Below are 25,544 nucleotides of genomic sequence, written 5' to 3'. Positions count from 1 at the left end.
CGACAAAGCTAGCGATACGACAAAACAGTCTAATTAAAAGAAGAAAACTATCTGCTTTTCACATTTTGAAACCGTTTACAAAGAATAGAGGAGGAATACACCAATGGCAAAAACAGTCATTATTGATGGAGCACGTACAGCATTTGGGAAATTCGGAGGCAGCTTGAGCTCGCTGAGCGCCAGCGATTTAGGAGCAGCGGCGATCAAAGAAGCGATGAACCGCGCCGGCGTCAATCCGGAAGATATCCAGGAAGTCATTATGGGCAACGTTTTGCAGGCAGGCCAGGGGCAAATCCCTTCACGCCAAGCAGCGAAAAAAGCGGGCATTCCTTATCATGTAAAAACGGAAACAATCAATAAAGTCTGTGCTTCAGGGATGCGTTCTGTAACATTGGCGGATCAGCTTATCCGCTTGGGCGATGAGGAATTGATTGTCGCTGGTGGCATGGAATCGATGTCAAATGCGCCTTATTATTTGCCGAAGGCTCGTTGGGGCCTTCGCATGGGCGACGCCCAAGTCGTTGACGGCATGGTGCATGACGGACTTTCTTGCTCGTTCCACCCGGACAAAGTCCATATGGGAACATACGGCAACTCGACTGCAACCGACTTTGACTTGTCGCGCGAGCAGCAGGACGCTTGGTCAGCACGATCACACGAACGCGCCATCATTGCACGCGCTCATTTTGCGGAAGAGATTGTAGTGCTTGAAATTCCACAGCGCAAAGGCGAGCCAATCAAAGTCGATCGAGATGAAGCGCCGCGCGAAGACACGACAGCAGAAACCTTGGCAAAATTGCGCCCAGCATTCGGTAAGGATGGCACCATCACAGCCGGCAACGCGCCTGGCATCAATGATGGAGCAGCCGCACTTGTCCTGATGAGCGAAGAACGCGCTGAAAAAGAAGGCAAAAAGGCATTAGCTTACGTGCTTTCCCACGCGGAAGTGGCAGTTGAGCCGCATCGTTTCCCGGAAACACCGGGGATTGTCATCAACGAAATCCTGAAAAAAACAGGCAAAGCGCTGGAGGACATCGATTTATTCGAAATCAATGAAGCGTTTGCCGCAGTTGCATTGGCAAGTTCGAAAATTGCTGGATTGGATGCAGAGAAAGTCAACGTCAATGGCGGTTCTGTCGCACTTGGCCATCCAATTGGAGCTAGCGGAGCACGCGTCATTTTGACGCTTGCATATGAATTGAGACGCCGCGGAGGCGGCATCGGCATTGCAGCAATCTGCTCAGGCGGCGGACAAGGCGATGCGATCATGATAGAAGTTCCAAAACAGGAGGCAAACTAATAATGTCGATTCAAAACGTAATGGTGATCGGGGCAGGACAAATGGGTTCCGGCATCGCTCAAGTATGTGCACAAGCAGGATTCAACGTGAAACTGAATGATATGAAGCAAGAAGCATTTGACCGCGGCATAGCGGCAATAACTAAAAACTTAGCGCGCAACTTCGAAAAGGGCCGTTTGTCTGAAGAAGAAAAAACGGCAATTCTAAGACGCATCACGCCATCGTTGGATTTGAACGATGCACACGATGCAGACATCGTTATTGAAGCAGCAGTCGAAAACATGGCAATCAAGCACACCATCTTCAAAACGCTTGATGAAGTGGCTCCGAAACATGCGATATTGGCATCGAATACATCGTCGTTGCCAATCACTGAAATCGCAGCAGCGACGAACCGTCCGGAACAAGTAATCGGCATGCATTTCATGAACCCGGTACCGGTCATGAAGCTGGTGGAAATCATTCGCGGACTTGCGACAACGGATGAAGTATATAAAACGGTCGAAGAAATGACAGTGAAATTGTCAAAAACGCCAGTGGAATGCAATGACTTTCCTGGTTTCGTTTCCAACCGCATCTTGATGCCGATGATCAATGAAGCGATATTCACGCTGCAAGATGGCGTCGCTTCAAAAGAAGCGATCGACGACATTATGCGCCTCGGCATGAACCACCCGATGGGACCGCTGCAATTAGCTGATTTTATCGGCCTTGATACATGCCTTTACATCATGGAAGTGCTGCACGAAGGTTTCGGCGATAGCAAATACCGCCCAAGCCCGTTGTTGCGCCAATACGTTAAAGCCGGATGGCTCGGCAAGAAAACTGGCCGCGGATTCTACGAATACAGCTAACTTTAGGGGGAACCGCAATGGATTTGCGATTTACAGAAGAACAATTGATGATGAGAAACATGGTACGCGATTTCGCGAAAGAAGAAATCACGCCTTATATCGAAAAAATGGAAGAAGGCCATTTCCCAAGAGAGATTCTAAAAAAAATGGCAGAACTCGGCTTGATGGGCATCACGGCTCCTGAAAAAGTAGGCGGCTCTGAGATGGACTTTACGTCTTACATCATCGCCATCCACGAATTATCAAAAGTCAGTGCCGTTATCGGCGTCATCCTCTCTGTCCATACGTCAGTCGGCACAAATCCGATCCTGAACTTTGGCACAGAAGAGCAAATTCAGAAATACGTGCCGAAGCTTGCTTCTGGCGAATACCTGGGCGCTTTCGCTTTGACTGAACCGTCAGCCGGTTCGGATGCGGCAAGCTTGAAAACCAAAGCCGTGCTCCAAGGCGATCATTACGTTTTAAATGGCTCAAAAGTATTTATCACAAACGGGGGCGAAGCCGATACATACATCGTTTTCGCATCGACCAAACCGGAAGCCGGTTCACGCGGCATTTCTGCTTTTATTGTTGAAAAAGATTACCCGGGCTTGATCGTCGGGAAAGACGAAAAGAAAATGGGCCTTCACGGCTCACGCACCGTCCAGTTGACGTTCGACAATATGAAAGTGCCGGCTGAAAACCTGTTGGGCAAGGAAAACAAAGGCTTCAGCATCGCCATGGCAAACTTGAACGTCGGACGCATCGGCATCGCAGCACAGGCGCTCGGCATTGCGGAAGCGGCATATGAACATTCAGTGGCTTACGCGAAAGAACGCGTCCAATTCGGCAAACCGATTGCGCAGCAGCAAGGCATCGGCTTTAAATTGGCCGATATGGCGACGCAAGTCGAAGCGGCAAAATTGCTGGTCTACAACGCAGCAGACCTATATGCCCGCGGCAAAGATTGCAATAAAGAAGCATCAATTGCGAAGCTTTTCGCCTCAAAAGCGGCGATGGATGTGGCAATCGAAGCGGTTCAAGTATTCGGCGGCTACGGCTACACGGAAGATTATCCGGTAGAAAGATTATTCCGCGACGCAAAAATCACGGAAATCTATGAAGGCACAAGCGAGATCCAACGAATGGTCATCAGCAAACAATTAGTAAAATAAATAGCTTATAAAACAACAAATTGGAGGAATTTGACAATGAATTTTCAATTGAGTGAAGAACATGTAATGATCCGCAAAATGGTTCGCGACTTCGCGAACAAAGAAGTGGCGCCGACTGCTGAAGAACGCGACGAAGAAGAGCGTTTTGACCGCGAAATTTTCGACAAGATGGCGGAACTTGGCCTGACAGGCATTCCGTGGCCAGAAGAATACGGTGGCATCGGTTCGGATTACTTGGCTTATTGCATCGCTGTTGAAGAGTTGTCCCGCGTCTGCGCATCTACTGGCGTAACCCTTTCCGCGCATACGTCACTTGCTGGATGGCCGGTGTATACATTCGGCACAGAAGAGCAGAAACAGAAATACTTGCGCCCGATGGCTGAAGGAACGAAAATCGGTGCTTACGGCCTGACAGAACCAGCTTCAGGATCTGATGCTGGCGGCATGAAAACAAACGCAAAAGAAGACGGCGACCATTACATCTTGAACGGTTCAAAAATCTTCATCACAAACGGTGGCATAGCGGACATCTACATCGTCTTTGCGGTAACGGATCCGGAATCGAAGCAAAAAGGCACGACGGCGTTCATCGTCGAGAAAGACTTTGAAGGCTTCTCAGTCGGCAAAAAAGAAAAGAAACTCGGGATCCGTTCAAGCCCGACAACTGAAATTATTTTCGACAATTGCCGCGTACCAAAAGAGAATATGCTTGGCGAACTTGGCCAAGGCTTCAAAATCGCTATGCAGACGCTTGACGGCGGACGCAACGGTATCGCTGCACAAGCAGTCGGCATCGCACAAGGCGCAATGGACGCTTCAATCACTTACGCAAAAGAGCGCGAGCAATTCGGCAAGCCGATTGCAGCCAACCAAGGCATCTCGTTCAAATTGGCAGATATGGCGACTTCCATCGAAGCTTCACGTTTGTTGACGTATCAGGCGGCTTGGCTTGAATCGAACAAAATGTCCTACAGCAAAGAATCAGCAATGGCGAAATTGATGGCCGGCGACACAGCGATGAAAGTCACAGTTGAAGCGGTTCAAGTATTCGGTGGCTACGGCTACACGAAAGACTATCCGGTTGAGCGTTTCATGCGTGACGCGAAAATCACGCAAATCTACGAAGGCACACAGGAAATCCAACGTTTGGTAATTTCCCGTATGGTCACGAAGTAAGCGGAGGGATCGCTCATGAACAGAAAGCGTGAAGTCCAGTCCTCCGTGAAAGACGAAAGCCTGATTGCTAAGCGCCGGGCACAGATGATCCGGGGCGCTGTCACGCTTTTTAAAGAAAAGGGCTTTCACCGGACGACAACAAGAGAAATCGCAAAAGCTTCAGGTTTTAGCATTGGGACATTGTACGAATATATTCGGACCAAAGAAGACGTCTTGTATCTTGTCTGTGACTCGATCTACGACGAAGTGCATGCACGCTTCGACGCACTCGACATCGAAAAAGGATCGCTCGAAGTGCTCGTCACGGCAATCGGCCATTATTACGGGCTGATCGACGATATGCAGGATGAGTTTGTGGTCATGTACCAGGAATCGAAATCGCTGCCGAAAGATGCACTGCAATATGTCCTTAATAAAGAAATGGAAATGGTTTCTTTATTCGAAGGCCTGTTGGCAGACTGTGCGGCAAGCGGCGAGCTGAAGTTGACGCCGAAAGAAATCACGTTGGCGGCCCATCATTTATTCGTCCAAGGACAGATGTGGGCATTCAGACGCTGGGCGCTGCGTGATTTCACAATTGAAGAATTCATCGAATTACAGACTCAATTTCTGTTGCAGGGGATGGCAGGGGAAAAAATCAATATACAGGGGGTTAAATAAAACATGGCAACTATACAAGAACAATCGACTTATAAGCCGAAGAACCATGTACGTTTCGTCACTGCTTCAAGTCTATTTGACGGTCACGATGCGTCAATCAACATCATGCGCCGCATTTTGCAGGCGAGCGGAGCAGAAGTCATCCATTTGGGGCATAACCGTTCCGTAGAAGAAGTAGTCAACGCGGCAATTCAGGAAGATGTGCAGGGCATCTGCATTTCTTCTTATCAGGGCGGCCACATGGAATACTTCAAATACATGCACGATTTGCTGGCCGAAAAAGGCGCTGGCAGCATCCGCATCTACGGAGGCGGGGGCGGCGTAATCTTGCCGCGCGAAATCAAGGAACTTGAAGAATACGGCATCGCCGGCATTTTCTCACCGGAAGACGGCCGCAAAAAAGGCCTTCAAGGCATGATCCTGGAGATTGTCGAAGAATGCGATTTCTCCACAGTGAAAGAAAATCTTTCAGCGGATGCTGTATCTGCAGAGGATCCTGTAGGTTTGGCCCACATCATCACCGCAGCTGAAGAAGCGCACACGCGTGAAACCAACACGGATGCACTGCTTGCGGCAGTACGCGCGAAATCGAAGAATACACCGGTGCTCGGGATTACAGGTACAGGCGGAGCGGGCAAAAGCTCGCTGACGGATGAATTGATCCGCCGCTTCCTGTCAGAACTTCCGGACAAAAAGATCGCCATTTTGTCGATTGACCCGACCAAACAGAAAACGGGCGGCGCGCTTCTAGGCGACCGCATCCGCATGAACGCCATCTTCAACAATCGTGTGTTCATGAGAAGCTTAGCAACTCGCGGCTCGCGCACTGAAATTTCACGCGCGCTCGGCGATGTCCTTGACGTCGTGAAAGCAGCCGGCTTCGACCTGATTGTCGTTGAAACGAGCGGCATCGGTCAAGGAGACGCGGAAATCGCGAACTTCTCGGATGTATCGATGTACGTTATGACAAGCGAGTTCGGTGCACCGACTCAGTTGGAAAAAATCGACATGATCGATTACGCGGATCTGATCGTGATCAATAAATTCGAGCGCAAAGGCTCGGAAGATGCTTTGCGCCAAGTGCAGAAGCAATTCCAACGCAGCCACTTGCGCTGGGATGATGAGCTGGAAAAAATGCCGGTATTCGGTACAATCGCCAGCCAGTTCAACGATAAAGGCACAAACTCCTTGTTTGCGGCATTAGTCGGCATCGTCAACGAAAAATGCGGCACGGACTGGACAACGGATTACGAGCAATTCGCTAAAACGCAAAAAGAGAACTTGATCATTCCAAACGACCGCCGTTATTATTTGCGTGAGATTACGGATACGGTCCGTGGCTACCATGCGAAAACGATTGAACAGGCTGTATTTGCGCGCCGGATCTACCAGCTTGAAGGCGCCATGGAAACTGTGAAGGAAAAAGCGCCGGATGATGCACTTTTGGCATCACTCAAATCGCTTGCTGATGGCATGCGCGATGAGCTGACAGCGGAATCCAAACGAATTCTTGAAAACTGGAAATCCATTAAAGAAGCCTATGCCGGCGACGAGTTCGTGACGACAGTCCGCGACCGGGAAATCCGCACGATTCTGCGGACAGAAAGCCTTGCAGGCTTGAAGATCCCACGCGTTGTCCTGCCGAAATTCGAAGATTACGGTGAAATTTTGAAATGGGTTTATTTAGAAAACGTACCGGGTTCATTCCCTTATACAGCGGGAGTATTCCCGTTCAAACGTGAAGGCGAAGATCCAAAGCGCCAGTTTGCGGGCGAAGGAACTCCAGAACGGACAAACCGCCGCTTCCATTACCTGTCAAAAGACGACGACGCGAAACGCTTGTCGACGGCATTCGACTCAGTGACGCTATACGGTGAAGACCCTGACCACCGCCCGGACATCTACGGAAAAGTCGGCGAATCAGGCGTGTCGATCTGTACGCTTGAAGACATGAAGAAATTATACGAAGGCTTTGATTTATGCGCTCCGTCCACTTCGGTCTCGATGACGATCAACGGACCTGCGCCGATTATCCTGGCAATGTTCATGAACACGGCAATCGACCAGCAAGTGAAGCTGAACGAAGAGAAGTTGGGCCGTGCATTGACGCTGGAAGAATTCACTGAAGTTCGTGAAAGCACGCTGCAAGTCGTCCGTGGAACGGTGCAAGCCGACATCCTGAAAGAAGACCAAGGGCAGAACACGTGCATCTTCTCGACGGAATTCGCGCTTCGCATGATGGGCGACATCCAGCAATACTTTATCGACCATAAAGTACGCAACTATTATTCGGTATCGATTTCCGGCTACCACATCGCGGAAGCAGGAGCGAACCCGATTTCACAATTGGCGTTCACGTTGTCGAATGGCTTCACGTACGTTGAGTACTACTTGAGCCGCGGCATGAACATCGATGATTTTGCGCCGAACCTGTCGTTCTTCTTCTCGAATGGCTTGGATCCGGAATATACGGTCATCGGCCGCGTGGCACGCCGCATCTGGGCAGTCGTTATGCGCGATAAATACGGCGCAAACGAACGCAGCCAGAAGCTGAAATACCACGTTCAGACTTCCGGGCGCAGCTTGCACGCGCAGGAAATCGATTTCAACGATATCCGCACGACATTGCAAGCATTGATGGCGCTGCAGGATAACTGCAACTCGCTGCACACGAACGCTTATGACGAAGCCATTACTACTCCGACAGAAGAATCAGTGCGCCGCGCGATGGCCATCCAAATGATCATCACCAAAGAGCACGGCTTGTCCAAAAATGAAAACCCGCTGCAAGGCGCGTTCATCATCGAAGAAATGACGCAGCTCGTCGAAGAAGCGGTGCTTTCTGAATTTGACCGCATCAACGACCGCGGAGGCGTCCTCGGCGCGATGGAAACGCAATACCAGCGCGGCAAAATCCAGGAAGAGTCGATGCATTACGAAATGAAGAAACACACTGGCGAATTGCCGATTATCGGAGTCAATACGTATTTGAATCCGAATCCGCAAACAGACGATGAAATCAACGCAATGGAAATCGCTCGTGCCACAACAGAAGAAAAAGAAACGCAAATCGCCAACTTGCGCATTTTCCAGGAACGCAACGCTTCAGAAGAAGCATTGATGCACCTGAAACAAGTCGCAAAATCAGGCGGCAACATCTTTGAAGAATTGATGGACACCGTCAAAGTGGCGAGCCTCGGCCAGATCACAACGGCTTTATATGAAGTAGGCGGGCAATACCGCCGCAACATGTAAGCAAACAAAGCAAACCGCTTGCGGACGACATCCGCAAGCGGTTTTTTGTGCGGAAGTATTTACGCTCGCGGTGCCAAATAGAAGAATAGATTTAATAATAACTCTCTGTAAAAAGATTAACTCCAAATCTTTTATGAAAAGCTTTTCGTTCTTGAGCTTAAAGTTTTTGAGTAAGCGCTATAATTTTTGGAAAAAGACAGCGTGAAAAAAGAAAATTGGATGCATTTCGCAGGCGAAATGCGAAAAACAAGCGGTGCAGCAGGTTAGGGAGCGGGAGAGTTCAGTATTAGAGGGTGCGGCGGAGATTTATGCGCGTTCAGGAGAATTTACGAGCGTGCACGTAGAATTCCGCTCTCCGGCAAGATGCGTGTCGCATTGCTCACCGAACTTCGGTATAATGAGAGAAAATTCAATGTTGGCCACTAAAGGATGGACGCCCATGCCGAAATACGTACACTACAGCATAATGGTCCTCTGCATCGTGCTCATTTTCTTTCTTTACAATAGAGCGCTTGGATCGATTCCATTTCTGATCTTGTCGTTTTACTTGTTTTTTTTCGGTTGGATGCAGCTAAAGGACAGAAAAAAGAAAACACGGTAGCGGAGCGCACCGACTTTGTATATAATGAATTAAGTTAAGATAGTAGAAGGGACGTGCACAGATTGAAATTACGCGAATTATCAAGAGACGAACTAATCGAAGAGTCATTTGTTGACTTAACATATGCAATGCTCGAAGAAACGCACGAAACAAAAACATATGCTGAGCTTATCGCAGAAATCGAGAACTTGCTTGGACTAACGAAAGAGGACATGAAAGCCCGCCTTGTGCAGTTCTATACAGATATGAACATTGATGGCCGCTTTCTAATTCTTGGCGAAAACCGTTGGGGACTGCGTGAATGGTACCCGGTTGAACAAATCGAAGAAGAGTCTGCGCCGACTGTAAAAGCCCGCAAGAAAAAGACCAAAGTTGCCGGGGATGATGGCTTTGATGATATGGACCTCGAGCTTGAAGACGAATTAGAGTTCGATGACTTTGAAGAAGACGACGACGATGACGATATCGATATTGTACCGGAAGATGATATATTGAAATCACCTGAAGTGGAAGTTATCGATTTTGATGTCGACGATGATGAAGAAGACGTAGACGTGCTTGTCGAAGACTTGGACGGCAATATCATCGATGAAGAAGAAGACGAAGATGAAGACGACGACGACGAGGATTTGAAGTAGTCTGAACATTTTTTTACCTTGACTTATGAGGCTGGACTGGATAAGATTTTATTGGGCTCCTTAAAATAGGAGAAATGATTCGTACAGTCTACGCGCTCCCCCTGCACCTTGCAGGCGGAGCGCTTTTTATTTTTCATCATCAGAGGAGGAAAACAGAATGACAAAGTATATATTTGTAACCGGCGGGGTTGTATCGTCGCTTGGTAAAGGGATTACCGCCGCTTCACTCGGCCGCTTGCTGAAAAACAGAGGCTTGAAAGTAACAATCCAGAAATTCGATCCGTACATCAACATTGACCCGGGTACAATGAGCCCCTATCAGCACGGAGAAGTTTATGTAACAGACGACGGAGCGGAAACGGACTTGGATTTGGGGCATTACGAGCGTTTCATCGACATCAACCTCAACAAATACTCGAATGTGACGACGGGAAAAGTCTATTCGACAGTAATTCAGAAAGAACGCCGCGGCGATTACCTGGGCGGTACAGTCCAAGTTATTCCGCATATTACAAATGAAATTAAAGACCGCTTGGTGCGCGCTGCTAAAACGGCTCAAGCGGATGTAGTCATCACTGAAATTGGCGGGACGGTAGGCGACATTGAATCGCTGCCATTCCTGGAAGCGATTCGCCAAATGAAATCGGATCTAGGCCGCGAAGAAGTCATGTACATCCACTGTACATTGATTCCATATCTTGGCGCTGCTAAAGAAATGAAGACAAAACCGACGCAGCATAGCGTTAAAGAGCTGCGCAGCCTTGGGATTCAGCCAAACTTGATTGTTGTCCGCACGGAACATCCAGTGCCGCAGGACATGAAAGACAAAATCGCGTTATTCTGCGACATTAAAGCGGAAGAAGTCATTGAATCCCGTGATGTAGATGTAATTTACGAAATGCCGCTTCGTTTGCAGGAGCAGAACATGGACCAAATCGTCCTTGACCATTTCGGCATCGAAGCGCCGGTTGCAGACATGACAGAGTGGAACCAATTGGTGGATAAAGTGAAATCATTGACTAAATCGGTCCGCATCGGGTTGGTTGGGAAATATGTAGAGCTTCAAGACGCGTACATTTCTGTAGTGGAAGCGATGAAACATGCAGGTTTCGCATTTGATTCTGAAATTGAAGTCGAATGGATCAATGCAGAGCACATCAACGCAGAAAACGCTGCTGAGAAATTGCAGCACGTTGATGGAATCTTGATCCCTGGCGGATTTGGTGACCGAGGCGTAGAAGGCAAAATTGCCGCGACGCAATATGCACGTGAAAACAAAGTGCCGTTCTTCGGAATTTGCCTGGGCATGCAGCTGGCTTCTGTCGAATTCGCACGCAGCATCATGAACTTGAACGGTGCGCATTCTTCGGAGCTTGATCCGAAAACGCCTTATCCGGTAATCGACTTATTGCCAGAACAGAAAGACATTGAAGACTTGGGCGGCACGCTGCGCCTCGGCTTGTACCCTGCAAAATTGCAGCCAGGCTCGAAAGCCCACGAAGCGTACGGCGAAGAATTAGTGTATGAACGCCATCGCCACCGCTACGAGTTCAACAACGAGTACCGTGAGCAATTCGAAGCGGCCGGATTTAAGTTCTCGGGAACTAGCCCGGATGGCCGCCTAGTGGAAATCATTGAGCTTGAAGACCATCCTTGGTTCCTGGCTTGCCAATTCCACCCGGAATTCATTTCACGTCCGACACGTCCACAGCCTCTATTCAGAGAGTTTATCCGCGCGTCGCTCGGCGAATAATAATGGCCAAACCAAAAGCCTTCCCGATTTTTTCGGGAAGGCTTTTGTCTTAGGTTTCAATCTTTCAGCACTTCATCTATCGCTATCTTCACTGCATAGTAGGCGAATAAGGCCCCCATTGCATCGGGAACCACCGTCCGGCTGCCGTTGTCCTGAAGCAACAGGCCATTGTCGATATGGAGCGAGATGAACGCGTCGGCTTCAACCGGTTCACGCGTTCGTGCGGCGAGCATGGCGAACGGCAGCTGCGCATCGTTCAAGCGTCCGGCCAATTCATCGCCTTCGCGGTTCACGGCTAGGATCCATACGCGGTCGGCATGCGTAACAATGCTCTCAGGATGCCATTTCGCTGCACATCGCAGAGGTTCTTCGCCTTCCAGTGCAGCAGTGAGCACGGCGCTCATTTCTCCGAAGGCTGCCAGGTAAATGGTGCCTTCACCAGCTGCTGCTTGGGCGAGCAGGTGCGCGGTATCTTCGATCGCTTCAGACTGTGTAGCGATTTCCTGAAACAGGCAGGCCAATTGAGTTGCCAACATTTTCATGGTTTCACCTCTTTATTTGAGTATAGCAGACGAAGTATGGTAGAAATAATTCCCTGAATTTAGTAAAATGGAAAGTAAGTACAGAAGGGAATGAAGACTCTTGAAAACGATACTGATTGTTGATGACCAGACGGGTATCCGGCTTTTATTGAATGAAGTATTCAAAAAAGAAGGGTTTCATACCTTGATGGCTGCAAATGGACCGCAGGCTTTGAAGCAGGCGGAGGAAAACTGTCCGGATATTGTACTGCTGGATATGAAAATTCCTGGCATGGACGGCATAGAGATCTTGAAGAACCTCAAAAAGATGCACCAGGATATCAAAGTGATCATGATGACTGCTTATGGCGAGCTAGATCTCATCAAGGAATCGATGGTCAGCGGGGCATGCTGTTATTACACAAAACCGTTTGACGTCTTCGAAATCCGTGACGCTGTAAAGGAATTGTTAACAGATTGATATATACGAAAGTGGCGAAAGCAAGCGGTTTTTGTTATAGTAAAAAGGATATTCGGTTAGAGTCACAGCTGAGGAGGAATTATGCAATGGCATTGGTTTCAATGAAAGACATGATGATTAAAGGTAAAAAAGAAGGCTATGCAATCGGCCAATTTAACTTAAACAACCTTGAGTTCACTCAAGCGATCTTAAAAGCGGCACAAGAAGAGAATTCACCGGTTATCTTAGGTGTCTCTGAAGGCGCGGCTCGCTACATGGGCGGATTCACGACAGTTGTCCACATGGTAAAAGGCTTGATGCATGATTATAAAATCACGGTTCCTGTCGCGATCCATCTTGACCACGGATCAAGCTTCGAAAAGTGCAAAGAAGCGATTGACGCTGGCTTCACTTCAGTGATGATCGACGCATCGCACCATTCATTTGACGAAAACATTGAAATCACGAAGCAAGTGGTTGAATACGCGCACAAGAACAATGTTTCAGTGGAAGCTGAACTTGGGATCGTCGGCGGGCAAGAAGACGATGTCATCGCTGACGGCGTCATCTACGCAGACCCGCAGGAATGCAAAGCCCTTGTCGACGCGACTGGGATTGATTGCTTAGCGCCAGCACTTGGTTCTGTACACGGACCTTATAAAGGCGAACCGAACCTCGGCTTCAAAGAGATGGAAGAAATTTCTCAGCTATGTGACGTTCCATTGGTCCTTCACGGAGGAACTGGAATTCCGACAAAAGATATTCAGCGCTCTGTCTCTCTAGGCACAGCGAAGATCAATGTCAACACAGAAAGCCAAATCGCTTCTGCTAAAGCCGTGCGCGAAGCATTGGAGAAAGATGCGGAAATGTACGATCCACGCAAATACATGACACCTGCACGCGATGCAATCCAAGCGACAGTATCAGGCAAAATGCGCGAATTCGGAAGTTCAGGCAAAGCATAAAATCATACATGATGGATGAAAGAGGGAAGCGTCCGATAGGTCTCTTCTCTCTTTTCCATAAACCAGGAGGATAAATGATGAAATTTTTTATCGATACAGCAAACTTTGAAGAAATTAAAGAAGCACACGCATGGGGGATTCTTTCAGGCGTTACAACAAACCCGTCGCTAGTGGCTAAAGAAAAGAACGTTTCTTTCCATGATCGCTTGAAAGAAATCGCGGCATTGGTCGATGGTTCAATCAGCGGCGAAGTTATCGCACTTGATGCAGAAGCCATGATCGAAGAAGGGCGCGAATTGGCGGCTCTTGCTCCGAACATTACGGTTAAATTACCGATGACTCCGGATGGCTTGAAAGCTTGCGCAGTTTTAGCCAGCGAAGGCAAAAAGGTTAACGTAACGTTAATCTTCAGTGCGAACCAAGCTCTTCTTGCAGCACGTGCAGGAGCGGCATACGTCTCGCCATTCCTTGGGCGTCTTGATGATATCGGCCATAACGGCATGGATTTAATCTCGACAATTTCTGATATTTTTGACATTCACGACATTAAGACTGAAATCATTGCAGCATCGATTCGTCATCCACAACACGTAACGGATGCAGCATTGAACGGTGCACACATCGGTACGATGCCGATTAATGTAATGAAACAAATGTTCAAACACCCACTGACGGACAAGGGGATCGAAGCATTCCTTGCAGATTGGGAAAAGCGTACAGCTGAATAACAGCGCATTGCGAATCTGCGTTCAGCGAATAATTCTAAGCCTGTGAATGTTAGAAGAACCAATCGTACTTTTAGGGGGAGGGCTACACTTAGCTGCCCGCCTTTCTGAAGTATGACAAAGGAGAAATTAAATTAATGGATGTTTATAAAATAAAAGGCGGTAAACGCTTATCAGGCACGATAAAAGTAAACGGGGCAAAGAACAGTGCGGTAGCATTGATCCCCGCATCAATTTTAGCGAATTCACCGGTGCAAATTGAAGGCTTGCCGGAGATTTCAGACGTTTGGACATTAAAAAATATTCTTGAAGAAATCGGCGGGGAAGTGTCTTTCGAAGACGGCATAATGAACATCGATCCGACAAATATGATCGATATGCCATTGCCGAACGGCAACGTCAAAAAATTGCGCGCTTCTTATTATATGATGGGCGCAATGCTTGGCCGTTTTAAACATGCGGCAATCGGGCTTCCCGGCGGATGTTTCTTAGGCCCTCGGCCAATCGACCAGCACATCAAAGGATTTGAAGCGTTGGGTGCAAAAGTGACGAACGAACACGGTGCAATCTACTTGCGCGCGGACGAACTAAAAGGTGCGAAAATCTATTTGGACGTTGTCAGTGTAGGGGCGACGATCAACATTATGCTTGCAGCAGTTCTTGCAACAGGGCAAACAGTAATTGAAAATGCGGCAAAAGAGCCGGAAATCATTGATGTTGCTACTTTGCTGACGAATATGGGTGCGAAAATCAAAGGTGCAGGAACGAACGTTATCCGCATCGACGGCGTCGAAGAGCTTCACGGCACCAATCATACGATCATTCCTGACCGCATTGAAGCGGGTACATTCATGATTATGGCGGCTGCCATCGGCGACGGCATCACAATCGACAATGTCATTCCTTTCCATATGGAAGCTTTGACTGCGAAACTCCGCGAAATGGGCGTTGATGTCCAGGAAGGCGAAGAATCGATTTATATCCCGAAACCGGAGCAATTAAAGGCGATTGATGTTAAGACTTTAGTTTATCCAGGTTTCGCAACAGACTTGCAGCAGCCATTCTCGGCATTGATGACGCAAGCAACAGGTTCCTCGATGATCACAGATACGATTTATTCTGCCCGTTTTAAACACATTGACGAATTCCGCCGCATGAACGCAAGTGGACGTGTCGAAGGGCGCGCTGCTATTATCACTGGGCCGACGCCACTGACCGCTGCAACTGTCGTAGCATCTGATTTGCGCGCAGGAGCTGCACTTGTCATTGCTGGTTTGATGGCAGAAGGCGAAACGGAAATCCGCGAAATCTATCACATTGAACGTGGCTATTCGAAGATCATCGATAAGCTGCAGGGCCTTGGGGCAGATATCCGCAGAGAAACGATTGACCCGGTCGCGAGTGCAAAGTCCGACCTTAGCCAGAACGCTAATTGACTTCTTTTTAGCTTGTCGATTTATGCTACACTTAAAGGAATTGAGTTATAGCTAAACAGGAGGAATTCACCTTATGGAACGAAGTTTATCAATGGAACTGGTGCGGATTACAGAAGCTGCTGCAATTGCTTCAGCGAAATGGATGGGACGAGGCTTGAAAAACGAAGCGGACGACGCTGCAACAACGGCGATGCGCAGCGTATTCGATACGATTCCGATGCGTGGAGTCGTTGTAATTGGCGAAGGCGAAATGGATGAAGCGCCAATGCTTTATATCGGCGAAGAACTCGGTACGGGCCATGGTCCGGAAGTCGATGTTGCGGTTGACCCTCTTGAAGGGACGAATATCGTAGCTGCTGGCGGCTGGAACGCACTTGCTGTACTGGCCATCGCTGACCGCGGAAACTTGCTGAACGCTCCCGATATGTACATGGATAAAATTGCAGTAGGCCCTGAATCTGTCGGCAAGATCGACATCAATGCATCGGTTATTGATAATCTTCGTGCTGTCGCGAAAGCAAAAAACAAGGATATTGAAGACGTGGTTGCAACAATCATTGACCGTCCGCGCCATAAAGACGTCATTGACCAAATCCGTGCCGCAGGCGCACGCATCAAATTGATCACTGACGGCGATGTGGCTGGAGCTCTCAATACGGCTTTCGATAAAACCGGCGTTGACATTCTTTTCGGCATCGGTGGTGCTCCTGAAGGCGTCATCGCAGCGGTAGGCTTGAAGTGCCTTGGCGGTGAAATCCAAGGGAAGCTTCTTCCGCAAAACGAAGAAGAAGCGCAGCGCTGCATCGATATGGGACTTGATGTCAACAAAGTCTATATGATGGAAGACCTTGTTAAAGGTGACGACGCAATTTTTGCAGCGACTGGCGTAACAGACGGTGAATTGCTGCGCGGCGTCCAGTTGAAAGGCGCTTTTGCAGAAAGCCATACACTGGTTATGCGCGCGAAATCAGGCACGGTCCGCTTTGTTGAGGGTCGCCATAGCTTGAAGAAAAAACCGAACCTGGTAATGAACGATTAATTTCCCTACTTCAAAATGAGTCCGGCATATTGCCGGGCTCCTTCTTTAAAATCTTTCCTTACTTTCAACGAACAATCCCCAAAATAGCTTCCTAAAAAATGAATAAGAGTGGTGTCCATTAATGACAACGATTACGATTTCCGCATTGGAAAACATGACGCTGAAAGAGCTTTATAATTTGGCGAAAGAATACAAACTGACAAATTACAGCAAATTGACGAAAAAAGAATTGATTTTTGCGATTCTGAAAACACGGGCGGAACAGGAAGGGTTCTTCTTTATGGAAGGCGTCCTTGAAATCATCCAGTCGGAAGGGTTCGGCTTCCTGCGCCCAATCAACTATTCACCGAGCTCGCAAGACATTTACATTTCCGCGTCCCAAATTCGCAGATTCGATCTGCGGAACGGCGATAAAGTTTCTGGCAAAGTGCGTCCACCGAAAGAAAACGAACGCTATTTCGGCTTATTGCAAGTCGAAGCGGTGAACGGGGAAGACCCGGAAGTTGCAAAAGAGCGAGTCCATTTCCCTGGTTTAACACCGCTTTATCCGGACCGCCAGATCAAGCTTGAAACGACGCCGGACCATTTATCAACGCGCATCATGGATCTTGTTGCACCTGTCGGATTCGGCCAGCGCGGATTGATCGTGGCTCCGCCGAAAGCCGGCAAGACGATGCTGCTGAAGGAAATCGCGAATTCGATTACGACCAACCATCCTGAAGCGGAATTGATCGTCTTGCTGATCGACGAACGTCCGGAGGAAGTGACCGATATCGAGCGTTCCGTCGATGCCGACGTTGTTTCGTCGACGTTTGATGAAGTGCCGGAAAATCACGTCAAAGTGGCGGAATTGGTGCTTGAGCGCGCAATGCGCCTTGTTGAGCACAAACGTGATGTCATCATCTTGATGGATTCCATCACACGCCTGGCCCGAGCATATAATTTGGTTATTCCGCCAAGCGGCCGTACACTATCAGGAGGGATTGACCCAGCGGCATTCCACCGGCCAAAACGATTTTTCGGAGCGGCACGCAATATCGAAGAAGGCGGAAGCTTGACGATTTTGGCGACAGCGTTGATCGATACAGGTTCACGCATGGACGAAGTGATTTACGAAGAATTCAAAGGCACCGGCAATATGGAGCTGCATCTTGACCGCAGCTTGGCAGAACGCCGTATTTTCCCAGCACTCGACATCCGCCGGTCTGGCACACGCAAAGAGGAATTGCTGCTTGATCCGGAACAGCTGGAAAGATTGTGGTCAATCCGTAAGACATTTTCGGATTCATCCGACTTCGGCGAACGTTTCCTGAAAAAGCTCAGCAAGACAAAGACTAACGAAGAATTTTTCGAACAGCTGAACAGCGAAATGAAAGCTCATCGCGGCAGCAAAAAGATGATTTAATTACTTGCAAAAACGAGTAGCATTTGATATGATTATGAAAGTGAATTAATACATGATTATTGCATATATGGCCTAAAGAGCCATGTAAGGCAATAGCAAAATAGATTATGAACTCTGTTCCAGATGGTTCAGGGCGAGAGGAGAAAAACACATGAAAACAGGTATTCATCCAGATTACAAACAAGCAACAGTAACTTGCTCTTGCGGCAACAGCTTCACTACAGGTTCTGTAAAAGAGAACATCAACGTCGAGCTTTGCTCAGAGTGCCACCCATTCTACACTGGACGCCAAAAATTTGCTGCTGCAGACGGCCGCGTAGACCGTTTCAACAAAAAATACGGCATCAAAGAAGAAATCAACGAGTAAGATCAAAATATACCTGCCCAGCGCGAAAACGCGAGGCAGGTATTTTTTCGTTTATAAACCCTTTAAGTGCGGTGGTTTATACAATTCCGAACGCAATATATAGATAAAAAAGCAGTAATCAGCTTGAATTTTAGGTATGATAATAAATGATAAAAGCGTTTGAAAGGGGTCTCACATATGTACGTCATGAAACAGTCAGGCTGGGTAGAGCTGATTTGCGGGAGCATGTTTTCAGGAAAATCGGAGGAATTGATCCGCCGTGTGCGCCGCGCACAATTTGCAAAACAAAAAATTGCCGTATTTAAACCGAAAATTGATAATCGCTTTAGTGAAGAAGCGGTCGTATCGCATAATGGAACAACAGTCATCGCATTGCCAATCGAACATTCCGAGGAATTGTGGAATTACATTTCGGACGAATTCGACGTCATTGCCATCGACGAAGCCCAATTTTTCGATGGGGCAATTATTGATAATGTCCAAAAACTTGCAGACCACGGATTCCGTGTCATCGTAGCGGGACTTGATCAGGATTTCAGAGGGCGTCCATTCGGCCCGATGCCGGATCTTTTAGCTGTCGCAGAGCAAGTAACGAAATTACAGGCAGTCTGCACCGTATGCGGATCACCCGCAAGCCGCACACAGCGTCTCATCGACGGCCGGCCGGCCGGTTCAGATGACCCGACAATCTTAGTCGGAGCGTCCGAAGCCTACGAACCACGCTGCCGCCACCATCACGAAGTGCCAGCAGGCGTTACTGTTAATAAATAAAATTTGGCTGTTTAGATTGAACTAAATTTTTAAAAAATATCGATATTCCGCAAAAAAGCTGCGCTTGCCGCGGGCGAGCGCCAAGCCTCCTCAGTCGCTTCGAAAACCTTGTGCTCCTGCATCGCTTCGCTAGCTTCGTCGCAAATGAATGGGCAAATGACTTTGCACATTCATTCCCTGCGGGGTCTCGGCTGTCTCGTCGCTACGCTGCCCCGCAGGCAAGACTTAACCGAAGCCTGCGAGGGCAAGTCTTTGCGACGAAGCACGCAGTGCTGCAACGCACTTTAATGTCTCGAAGCTAGCGCAGCGATGCAGAGACAGGAGCAGTACGGTTTTCTCCGCTATTTTGCTCCATATCGAGATATTTCTTAGCGTAGGCGCTAACACGGGCTAGACGAAGCAAGAAGACAGGCGTTCTTTGCCTGGCTTCTTGCGGGAGTCATGACCTGAGCGACCGGAGCGTTGGGTAAAAAATTTCCTATATAATAACACAATGAAAATAGAAATAGAGGTGATTCGGGATGTTTGATCGATTACAATCTGTAGAAGATCGATACGACCGATTAAATGAATTGCTGAGCGACCCGGAAATCGTCAGCGATACAAACAAGCTCCGCGAGTATTCCAAGGAGCAGTCGGATTTGCAGGATACGGTGGAATCTTACCGTGAATATAAAGATGTCAAAGAGCAATTGGATGGCGCGAAAGCGATGTTCGACGACAAGCTGGACGCCGATATGCGCGAAATGGTCAAAGAAGAAGTGGCCGAACTGGAAGAGCAATTAGAAACGATTGAAGAGCGCCTTCATATTTTATTGATTCCCAAAGACCCTAATGATGACAAAAACGTCATCATGGAAATCCGCGGAGCTGCGGGCGGCGACGAGGCGGCATTGTTTGCTGGAGACCTTTACCGCATGTACAGCCGCTTTGCGGAGTCGAATGGCTGGAAAGTGACGGTCATGGATTCAAGCCCGACAGGCCTCGGCGGTTTCAAAGAAATCGTCTTCATGATTTCCGGCAAAGGCGCTTATTCGAAGTTGAAATACGAAAACGGAGCACACCGCGTTCAGCGTGTTCCAGAAACAGAATCGGGTGGCCGTATCCATACGTCTACTGCAACTGTAGCTTGCTTGCCGGAAGTGGAAGAAGTCGAAGTGGAAATCCATGACAACGATATCCGCACCGACACTTATGCTTCCTCAGGGGCAGGCGGACAATCCGTCAATACGACAATGTCGGCGGTACGCTTGACGCATATTCCGACAAACACGGTCGTAACGTGCCAAGATGAAAAATCCCAGATCAAAAACAAAGCGAGTGCGATGAAAGTTCTTCGTGCGCGTGTTTACGACAAGTTCCAGCAGGAGGCGCAAGCTGAATACGATGCTGTCCGGAAATCGGCAGTTGGGACCGGCGACCGTTCTGAACGGATCCGTACGTATAATTTCCCGCAAAACCGTGTAACAGACCATCGCATCGGCCTTACCATCCAGAAATTGGACCAAATCATGCAAGGCAAGATGGATGAAATCATGGAGGCTTTGATTGTGGAAGAGCAGTCTGCCAAAATGGAAGCATTGAATAATGACTGATGTGAGACGTGTGTACGAGGCCCTTAACTGGGCTTCTTCTTTTTTAAAAGACAAAGGCCGCGAAGAAAATGCTGCGCGCCTCTTGCTGCAGCATGAACTCGGGATGTCGCAGGCCGGATTGCTTGCGTCTCTTCGCGATCTATTGGACCCGGAACAGGATGAACGTTTCCGCCGCAAAATCGAACAGCATGCAGCAGGCGTGCCGGTACAGCATTTGACCGGCGTTGAGCAATTTTATGGCCGCGAATTTGAAGTTAATAGAGATGTCCTGATCCCGCGCCCGGAAACGGAAGAACTAATAGAAGAAACGCTCGAATTGGTGCAGCGATATTTTCCTGCCGGCAATCCTTCGATTGTTGATATTGGCACAGGAAGCGGAATCATCGCCATCACGATGAAATGCGAACTGCCGGCTTCAGAAGTTGCCGCTGTGGATATCTCAGAAAGTGCGCTTCTTACAGCGGAACGCAATGCAACGAAGCATGGAGCAGAAATTGATTTTAAGCTAGGCGATTTGACAGAGCCGATCAGTGGGCGTAAATGGGACATTGTCTTATCCAACCCGCCCTATATCGGGTATGATGAAAAGGCTGAACTGTCCGACACGGTACGTGATTTTGAACCCCATACTGCCTTATTTGCTGATGAAAACGGCCTTGCTTTATACAGCCGAATGGCCCGTGAATTGCCAGCTTTGTTGAATAAACCCGGCATTATCGGTTTTGAAATCGGCCATGCACAGGGAGAAGCAGTAAAAACCCTGCTTAAAGAAGCTTATCCCCAGGCAGAAGTATACGTCAAAAAAGATATCAACAAAAATGACCGTATGGTCTTTTGCATTAACGCGTAGTTACTAACATTTTATAGGCAGATTCAAAGAAGTTATCCACTGTTTGTGGATAGAATGATAGAAAACCTGTTAAAATAGGAGTTGTTAACATGCAGACAGGAACCATACTTGTGGATAAAAATGTGAATAAAGAAGAAACTTACTCACAGGCTGTGGAAATATTGAAAGATGGAGGCATTGTAGCTTTTCCGACAGAAACAGTTTACGGTTTGGGCGCAGATGCCACAAATCCACATGCTGTCGCTAAAATATTTGAAGCGAAAGGGCGACCAGCGGACAATCCACTGATTGTCCATGTCGATTCAAAAGACAGTGCTTTAAAATATGCAGAAGAGCTTTCGCCGTTGGCCCTCCAATGCATGGATGCTTTTTGGCCAGGCGCTTTGACCTTGATTGTCAAAGCGAAATCAGACCAATTTGCAGATAATGTTACTGCCGGGCTTTCTACAGTAGGCATTCGCGTGCCGGACCATCCGGTGGCGTTGAATTTATTGAAACGGCTGCCGTTTCCGCTCGCAGCGCCGAGCGCTAATACGAGCGGCAAACCAAGTCCGACATTAGCGGAACACGTCTATCACGACATGAAAGGGAAAATCCCACTCATTCTGGATGGTGGGGCGACAGCTATCGGGCTGGAATCGACGGTGCTCGATATGACGTCGGAACCGCCTGTGATTCTTCGGCCGGGACGCATTTCGCAAGAGCAGATCGAAAGCGTGATCGGCAAAGTGAGGCTGTCTTCTGAAATCCAAGGAAATGCCCCGAAATCGCCTGGCATGAAGTATATCCATTACGCGCCGGAGGCTCCGGTCTATTTGATTGAAAATGACCCGGCGTTGATTGAAAAAGCGATTGAGTATGTACAGAAAAACGGTAAAAAAGTGGCCGTTTTAAGTGAGCATGAATTTAAAACTGCTGACTTCCATTTTCCGTTGACTGCGGAAACGCTTTACGCCAGTTTGCGGAAATGTGATTTAATGGACGCCGACATGATTTTGGCGGCAGTATCGGCGAATGTTGAAAAAGGCGATGCAATGATGAATAGGCTTGAAAAAGCGGCTGATCACAAATGGTTCTGCTAATCCAATGACAAGGCGGTGGATGGGATGAAAATTTTCTTTGTTTGTACTGGAAACACGTGCCGCAGCCCGATGGCTCAGGCCTTGCTCGCTGCGAAAGAGTTGCCTGGAATTGAAGTGCGGTCAGCTGGCATTTTTGCTGGCGAGGCACCGTTATCGAGCCATGCCCGTACCGTACTCGAGGAAGACGGAATCGATTTTCAGCATATGTCCAAGCAGCTTTTGCCGGGGGATATCCGCTGGTCGTCGCTAATATTGACGATGACCGCTACCCATAAGCAATATTTGATGCAGAATCATCCAGAAGCAGGCGACAAGATTTTCACACTGAAGGAATTCGCAGAAGGGCGTCTGGCGGATGTCAGCGACCCATACGGCGGTTCCTTGAATACTTATCAACAGACATATACCGAGTTGAAAAAGCTGATTGATAAACTTGTGGATAAATTAAATGGATATTGAAAGCCGGCTATCTGCGAAAAGCGGATGGCTTTTTTATTTGGCATTGCTCGATATTCCTTGCATGCCAGCTTTGTAGGTTTTTCAGCGCAATAATGTTAGAATGAGAGAAAAGTGGAAGCCGCGTTTTTAGGTGATCCGCTCAAACAGAAAACAGAAAAGAGGGTTTTTCATGAAAATTGCTATTTCTTCAGACCACGGCGGCAACGTTCTGCGCAAAGACATCATGAATTTACTGGATGAAACAGGTATAGAATACAAGGATTTCGGACCGCAGACAGATGATTCCGTGGATTATCCGGATTATGCCAAACCAGTGGCAGATGCAGTTGTGAGCGGCGAATACGACCGCGGCATCCTGATTTGCGGCACAGGAATCGGCATGTCGATCGCAGCCAATAAAGTGGACGGTATCCGCGCCGCTTTAGTCCATGATGTTTTTAGTGCGAAAGCGACAAGAGGGCATAACGATTCCAATATTCTTGCCATGGGCGAACGCGTTGTTGGACCTGGCCTTGCACGGGAAATCGTCAAAACATGGCTGGCGGAAGAATTTGAAGGTGGACGCCACCAGAACCGCATACAGAAAATTTCTAACCTCGAAAACTAATCGAAGGGGTGGGCGATATGCAGACTTTATGGGAGTTGCAGCTTGAAGAAGTGCTCAGTGAATTAGAGCAGCAGATCCAGTTTAAGAAAGGACAGGTATTCGTTATCGGCTGTTCGACATCTGAAGTCGCCGGTCAGCGCATCGGCACAGGGGGCGGGCTCGATATCGCGGAAAGTTTATTCCAGCCGCTGGAGAAATTCGCCGCGCGCCATCGTATTTTTCTGGCTTTCCAAGGCTGTGAGCATATTAACCGTGCAATCACGATCGAGCGGCAAGCGGCGGAAAAATACGGTTTGGAACCGGTGTCCGTCATTCCTGTGCCGAAAGCAGGGGGCTCGATGAGCGCATACGCATTCACCGCGATGACCGACCCGGTCGTTGTTGAAGAGATTCAGGCACATGCCGGAATCGATATCGGCCAAACAATGATTGGCATGCATTTAAAAAGAGTAGCCGTTCCACTCCGAACTTCTGTTAAACTAATAGGAGAAGCGATTGTCTCAGCCGCTACAACACGGCCGAAATTGATCGGCGGGGAGCGTGCGAGCTACAATCGTCAGCTTGTTCACTTACAGGAGGGATTTACAGATGGAGATGGAATTGATTAAAGCGCAAGACCCGGCAGTTTATGAAGCAATGGAAGCAGAAAAGCAGCGTCAGGAAGCGAACATTGAACTGATCGCCTCTGAAAACTTCGTGTCACCAGCAGTAATGGAAGCCCAAGGTTCAGTTTTAACGAACAAATACGCGGAAGGCTATCCTGGCAAACGTTATTACGGTGGCTGTGAATTTGTGGACATTGTAGAAAATATTGCACGCGACCGCTTGAAAGAAATTTTCGGCGCAGAACATGCAAACGTGCAGCCGCATTCAGGATCACAAGCCAATATGGCAGTTTACACGGCGGTCTTGGAAAAAGGCGATACGATTCTCGGCATGAACTTGAATCATGGCGGCCATTTAACGCACGGCAGCAAAGTCAATTTTAGCGGTATGCAGTATAATTTCGTGGAATACGGCGTCAACAAAGACACGCAATTGATCGATTACGACGTTGTGCGTGAAGTGGCGTTAGAACACAAGCCGAAAATGATCGTAGCTGGCGCTAGTGCATATTCCCGCCAACTGGATTTTGTTAAATTCCGTGAAATTGCGGATGAAATAGGCGCATACTTGATGGTCGACATGGCGCATATTGCAGGCTTAGTGGCTACGGGTGCACATCCGAACCCAGTTCCGCATGCACATTTCGTCACGTCAACTACCCATAAAACACTTCGCGGACCGCGCGGCGGTTTGATTCTCTGCAAAGAGGAATTCGCAAAAAAAATCGACAAAACCATCTTCCCTGGCATTCAAGGCGGACCTTTGATGCATGTAATCGCTGCTAAAGCGGTGGCATTCGGAGAAGCACAGCAGCCTGAATTCAAGACTTATATCGAACAAGTAGTCAAAAATGCGCAAGCATTAGCGGAAGCGCTGATGGCTGAAGGGGTCAATATCGTATCCGGTGGCACAGAAAACCATTTGCTGCTGCTCGATTTGAGATCGTTGAATTTGACAGGAAAAGTAGCTGAGCACGCACTTGACGAAGTCGGCATCACAACAAACAAAAATACGATTCCATTCGATCCGGAAAGCCCATTTGTCACTTCAGGTATCCGTTTAGGAACACCTGCTGTGACTTCTAGAGGATTCAAAGAACCTGAAATGAAAGAAATTGCTTCAATCATGGCTTCTTTGTTGAAAGACCATGAAAACGAAACGGTGAAAAAAGAAGCAGCGGAGCGCACAGCAAAGCTGACAGCAAGTTTTCCGTTGTACAAATAAGGGAATACAGCTGCCAAAGGTTTAATTACAGGCAGCTGTTT

24 protein-coding genes are annotated in these 25,544 nt (G+C 48.2%); 23 read left to right on the top strand and 1 reads right to left on the bottom strand.

What is annotated here, in order from left to right:
• Positions 1-103: 103 nt before the first annotated feature.
• From AC4EHB_RS07560 to pyrG, 8 genes are all read left to right on the top strand, one after another.
• Complete coding sequence (locus AC4EHB_RS07560; RefSeq protein WP_490981112.1) at positions 104-1,300, top strand: acetyl-CoA C-acetyltransferase; 1,197 nt, start codon at positions 104-106, stop codon at positions 1,298-1,300.
• Between the two features lie 2 nt (positions 1,301-1,302).
• Positions 1,303-2,154: a 3-hydroxybutyryl-CoA dehydrogenase gene (locus tag AC4EHB_RS07555; protein ID WP_490981111.1), complete on the top strand. Its 852-nt coding sequence runs from the start codon at positions 1,303-1,305 to the stop codon at positions 2,152-2,154.
• A gap of 17 nt (positions 2,155-2,171) precedes the next feature.
• The gene (locus tag AC4EHB_RS07550; RefSeq protein WP_490981110.1) at positions 2,172-3,308 is read left to right on the top strand and encodes an acyl-CoA dehydrogenase; all 1,137 of its coding nucleotides are present in this window, start codon (positions 2,172-2,174) and stop codon (positions 3,306-3,308) included.
• A gap of 36 nt (positions 3,309-3,344) precedes the next feature.
• The gene (locus AC4EHB_RS07545; protein ID WP_490974952.1) at positions 3,345-4,484 is read left to right on the top strand and encodes an acyl-CoA dehydrogenase; all 1,140 of its coding nucleotides are present in this window, start codon (positions 3,345-3,347) and stop codon (positions 4,482-4,484) included.
• A 15-nt stretch (positions 4,485-4,499) separates the two neighbouring features.
• The gene (locus AC4EHB_RS07540; RefSeq protein ID WP_490981109.1) at positions 4,500-5,144 is read left to right on the top strand and encodes a TetR/AcrR family transcriptional regulator; all 645 of its coding nucleotides are present in this window, start codon (positions 4,500-4,502) and stop codon (positions 5,142-5,144) included.
• 3 nt (positions 5,145-5,147) lie between these two features.
• On the top strand, positions 5,148-8,399 hold the full coding sequence (gene icmF / locus AC4EHB_RS07535) for a fused isobutyryl-CoA mutase/GTPase IcmF (protein WP_490981108.1): 3,252 nt from the start codon (positions 5,148-5,150) through the stop codon (positions 8,397-8,399).
• A gap of 663 nt (positions 8,400-9,062) precedes the next feature.
• A complete protein-coding gene (rpoE, locus tag AC4EHB_RS07530) occupies positions 9,063-9,638 on the top strand; it encodes a DNA-directed RNA polymerase subunit delta (RefSeq protein ID WP_490981107.1) in 576 nt (191 codons plus the stop codon).
• 157 nt (positions 9,639-9,795) lie between these two features.
• Positions 9,796-11,391 (top strand): CTP synthase, encoded by a 1,596-nt coding sequence (pyrG, locus tag AC4EHB_RS07525; RefSeq protein ID WP_490974948.1) that lies wholly within the window; start codon positions 9,796-9,798, stop codon positions 11,389-11,391.
• Positions 11,392-11,447: 56 nt separating this feature from the next.
• Here the strand turns inward: pyrG and AC4EHB_RS07520 are convergent, their stop codons facing one another.
• Entirely contained in the window at positions 11,448-11,933 is a 486-nt protein-coding gene (locus AC4EHB_RS07520) for a DUF2529 family protein (protein WP_490981106.1), read from the bottom strand.
• 100 nt (positions 11,934-12,033) lie between these two features.
• Between AC4EHB_RS07520 and AC4EHB_RS07515 the strand changes: the two genes are divergently transcribed.
• The 15 genes from AC4EHB_RS07515 to glyA all read left to right on the top strand — a co-directional run bounded on the left by AC4EHB_RS07515 (position 12,034) and on the right by glyA (position 25,503).
• Complete coding sequence (locus AC4EHB_RS07515) at positions 12,034-12,393, top strand: response regulator (RefSeq protein WP_490974946.1); 360 nt, start codon at positions 12,034-12,036, stop codon at positions 12,391-12,393.
• An 86-nt stretch (positions 12,394-12,479) separates the two neighbouring features.
• On the top strand, positions 12,480-13,337 hold the full coding sequence (locus AC4EHB_RS07510; protein ID WP_490981105.1) for a class II fructose-bisphosphate aldolase: 858 nt from the start codon (positions 12,480-12,482) through the stop codon (positions 13,335-13,337).
• 77 nt (positions 13,338-13,414) lie between these two features.
• Entirely contained in the window at positions 13,415-14,065 is a 651-nt protein-coding gene (fsa, locus tag AC4EHB_RS07505; protein WP_490974944.1) for a fructose-6-phosphate aldolase, read from the top strand.
• A gap of 134 nt (positions 14,066-14,199) precedes the next feature.
• On the top strand, positions 14,200-15,498 hold the full coding sequence (gene murA, locus AC4EHB_RS07500) for a UDP-N-acetylglucosamine 1-carboxyvinyltransferase (protein WP_490974943.1): 1,299 nt from the start codon (positions 14,200-14,202) through the stop codon (positions 15,496-15,498).
• Between the two features lie 73 nt (positions 15,499-15,571).
• Positions 15,572-16,537 (top strand): class II fructose-bisphosphatase, encoded by a 966-nt coding sequence (gene glpX / locus AC4EHB_RS07495; RefSeq protein WP_490981104.1) that lies wholly within the window; start codon positions 15,572-15,574, stop codon positions 16,535-16,537.
• 121 nt (positions 16,538-16,658) lie between these two features.
• Complete coding sequence (gene rho, locus AC4EHB_RS07490; protein ID WP_490974941.1) at positions 16,659-17,942, top strand: transcription termination factor Rho; 1,284 nt, start codon at positions 16,659-16,661, stop codon at positions 17,940-17,942.
• A gap of 151 nt (positions 17,943-18,093) precedes the next feature.
• Positions 18,094-18,309: a 50S ribosomal protein L31 gene (gene rpmE, locus AC4EHB_RS07485; protein WP_074510520.1), complete on the top strand. Its 216-nt coding sequence runs from the start codon at positions 18,094-18,096 to the stop codon at positions 18,307-18,309.
• Positions 18,310-18,486: 177 nt separating this feature from the next.
• Positions 18,487-19,080 (top strand): thymidine kinase, encoded by a 594-nt coding sequence (locus AC4EHB_RS07480; protein ID WP_490981103.1) that lies wholly within the window; start codon positions 18,487-18,489, stop codon positions 19,078-19,080.
• A 521-nt stretch (positions 19,081-19,601) separates the two neighbouring features.
• The gene (prfA, locus tag AC4EHB_RS07475; protein WP_490974939.1) at positions 19,602-20,675 is read left to right on the top strand and encodes a peptide chain release factor 1; all 1,074 of its coding nucleotides are present in this window, start codon (positions 19,602-19,604) and stop codon (positions 20,673-20,675) included.
• On the top strand, positions 20,668-21,525 hold the full coding sequence (gene prmC, locus AC4EHB_RS07470) for a peptide chain release factor N(5)-glutamine methyltransferase (protein WP_490981102.1): 858 nt from the start codon (positions 20,668-20,670) through the stop codon (positions 21,523-21,525). The genes prfA and prmC overlap by 8 nt, the downstream gene beginning before the upstream one ends.
• An 89-nt stretch (positions 21,526-21,614) precedes the next feature.
• Positions 21,615-22,607 carry an L-threonylcarbamoyladenylate synthase gene (locus AC4EHB_RS07465; protein WP_490974937.1) on the top strand — a complete coding sequence of 331 codons (993 nt, stop codon included), beginning with the start codon at positions 21,615-21,617 and terminating at the stop codon, positions 22,605-22,607.
• A gap of 24 nt (positions 22,608-22,631) precedes the next feature.
• Positions 22,632-23,066: a low molecular weight protein arginine phosphatase gene (locus tag AC4EHB_RS07460; protein ID WP_490981101.1), complete on the top strand. Its 435-nt coding sequence runs from the start codon at positions 22,632-22,634 to the stop codon at positions 23,064-23,066.
• Between the two features lie 169 nt (positions 23,067-23,235).
• Positions 23,236-23,673, top strand: coding sequence for a ribose 5-phosphate isomerase B (rpiB, locus tag AC4EHB_RS07455; protein ID WP_490974935.1), 438 nt, complete (start codon positions 23,236-23,238; stop codon positions 23,671-23,673).
• 17 nt (positions 23,674-23,690) lie between these two features.
• A complete protein-coding gene (locus AC4EHB_RS07450; protein WP_490981100.1) occupies positions 23,691-24,281 on the top strand; it encodes a TIGR01440 family protein in 591 nt (196 codons plus the stop codon).
• Positions 24,268-25,503, top strand: a complete 1,236-nt coding sequence (glyA, locus tag AC4EHB_RS07445; RefSeq protein ID WP_490981500.1) for a serine hydroxymethyltransferase — start codon at positions 24,268-24,270, stop codon at positions 25,501-25,503. Before AC4EHB_RS07450 ends, glyA begins: the two co-directional genes overlap by 14 nt.
• The last annotated feature ends 41 nt before the right edge of the window (positions 25,504-25,544 follow it).

It is taken from the genome of Planococcus sp. TJ-302 (genome assembly GCF_058268455.1).
Note: the sequence above shows the minus strand (reverse complement) of the source record. Positions and strands in the feature narration are given on the sequence as shown.

Bases quoted from the DNA above. Each gene is read 5' to 3' on its own strand.
- AC4EHB_RS07520 (WP_490981106.1), bottom strand. From the start codon at position 11,933: ATGAAAATGTTGGCAACTCAATTGGCCTGCCTGTTTCAGGAAATCGCT.
- AC4EHB_RS07460 (WP_490981101.1), top strand. From the start codon at position 22,632: ATGAAAATTTTCTTTGTTTGTACTGGAAACACGTGCCGCAGCCCGATG.
- fsa (WP_490974944.1), top strand. From the start codon at position 13,415: ATGAAATTTTTTATCGATACAGCAAACTTTGAAGAAATTAAAGAAGCA.
- AC4EHB_RS07555 (WP_490981111.1), top strand. From the start codon at position 1,303: ATGTCGATTCAAAACGTAATGGTGATCGGGGCAGGACAAATGGGTTCC.
- AC4EHB_RS07540 (WP_490981109.1), top strand. From the start codon at position 4,500: ATGAACAGAAAGCGTGAAGTCCAGTCCTCCGTGAAAGACGAAAGCCTG.
- AC4EHB_RS07550 (WP_490981110.1), top strand. From the start codon at position 2,172: ATGGATTTGCGATTTACAGAAGAACAATTGATGATGAGAAACATGGTA.
- AC4EHB_RS07480 (WP_490981103.1), top strand. From the start codon at position 18,487: ATGTACGTCATGAAACAGTCAGGCTGGGTAGAGCTGATTTGCGGGAGC.
- murA (WP_490974943.1), top strand. From the start codon at position 14,200: ATGGATGTTTATAAAATAAAAGGCGGTAAACGCTTATCAGGCACGATA.
- rho (WP_490974941.1), top strand. From the start codon at position 16,659: ATGACAACGATTACGATTTCCGCATTGGAAAACATGACGCTGAAAGAG.
- prmC (WP_490981102.1), top strand. From the start codon at position 20,668: ATGACTGATGTGAGACGTGTGTACGAGGCCCTTAACTGGGCTTCTTCT.
- AC4EHB_RS07450 (WP_490981100.1), top strand. From the start codon at position 23,691: ATGCAGACTTTATGGGAGTTGCAGCTTGAAGAAGTGCTCAGTGAATTA.
- AC4EHB_RS07510 (WP_490981105.1), top strand. From the start codon at position 12,480: ATGGCATTGGTTTCAATGAAAGACATGATGATTAAAGGTAAAAAAGAA.
- rpiB (WP_490974935.1), top strand. From the start codon at position 23,236: ATGAAAATTGCTATTTCTTCAGACCACGGCGGCAACGTTCTGCGCAAA.
- AC4EHB_RS07560 (WP_490981112.1), top strand. From the start codon at position 104: ATGGCAAAAACAGTCATTATTGATGGAGCACGTACAGCATTTGGGAAA.
- prfA (WP_490974939.1), top strand. From the start codon at position 19,602: ATGTTTGATCGATTACAATCTGTAGAAGATCGATACGACCGATTAAAT.
- AC4EHB_RS07545 (WP_490974952.1), top strand. From the start codon at position 3,345: ATGAATTTTCAATTGAGTGAAGAACATGTAATGATCCGCAAAATGGTT.
- icmF (WP_490981108.1), top strand. From the start codon at position 5,148: ATGGCAACTATACAAGAACAATCGACTTATAAGCCGAAGAACCATGTA.
- rpmE (WP_074510520.1), top strand. From the start codon at position 18,094: ATGAAAACAGGTATTCATCCAGATTACAAACAAGCAACAGTAACTTGC.
- glyA (WP_490981500.1), top strand. From the start codon at position 24,268: ATGGAATTGATTAAAGCGCAAGACCCGGCAGTTTATGAAGCAATGGAA.
- glpX (WP_490981104.1), top strand. From the start codon at position 15,572: ATGGAACGAAGTTTATCAATGGAACTGGTGCGGATTACAGAAGCTGCT.
- pyrG (WP_490974948.1), top strand. From the start codon at position 9,796: ATGACAAAGTATATATTTGTAACCGGCGGGGTTGTATCGTCGCTTGGT.
- AC4EHB_RS07465 (WP_490974937.1), top strand. From the start codon at position 21,615: ATGCAGACAGGAACCATACTTGTGGATAAAAATGTGAATAAAGAAGAA.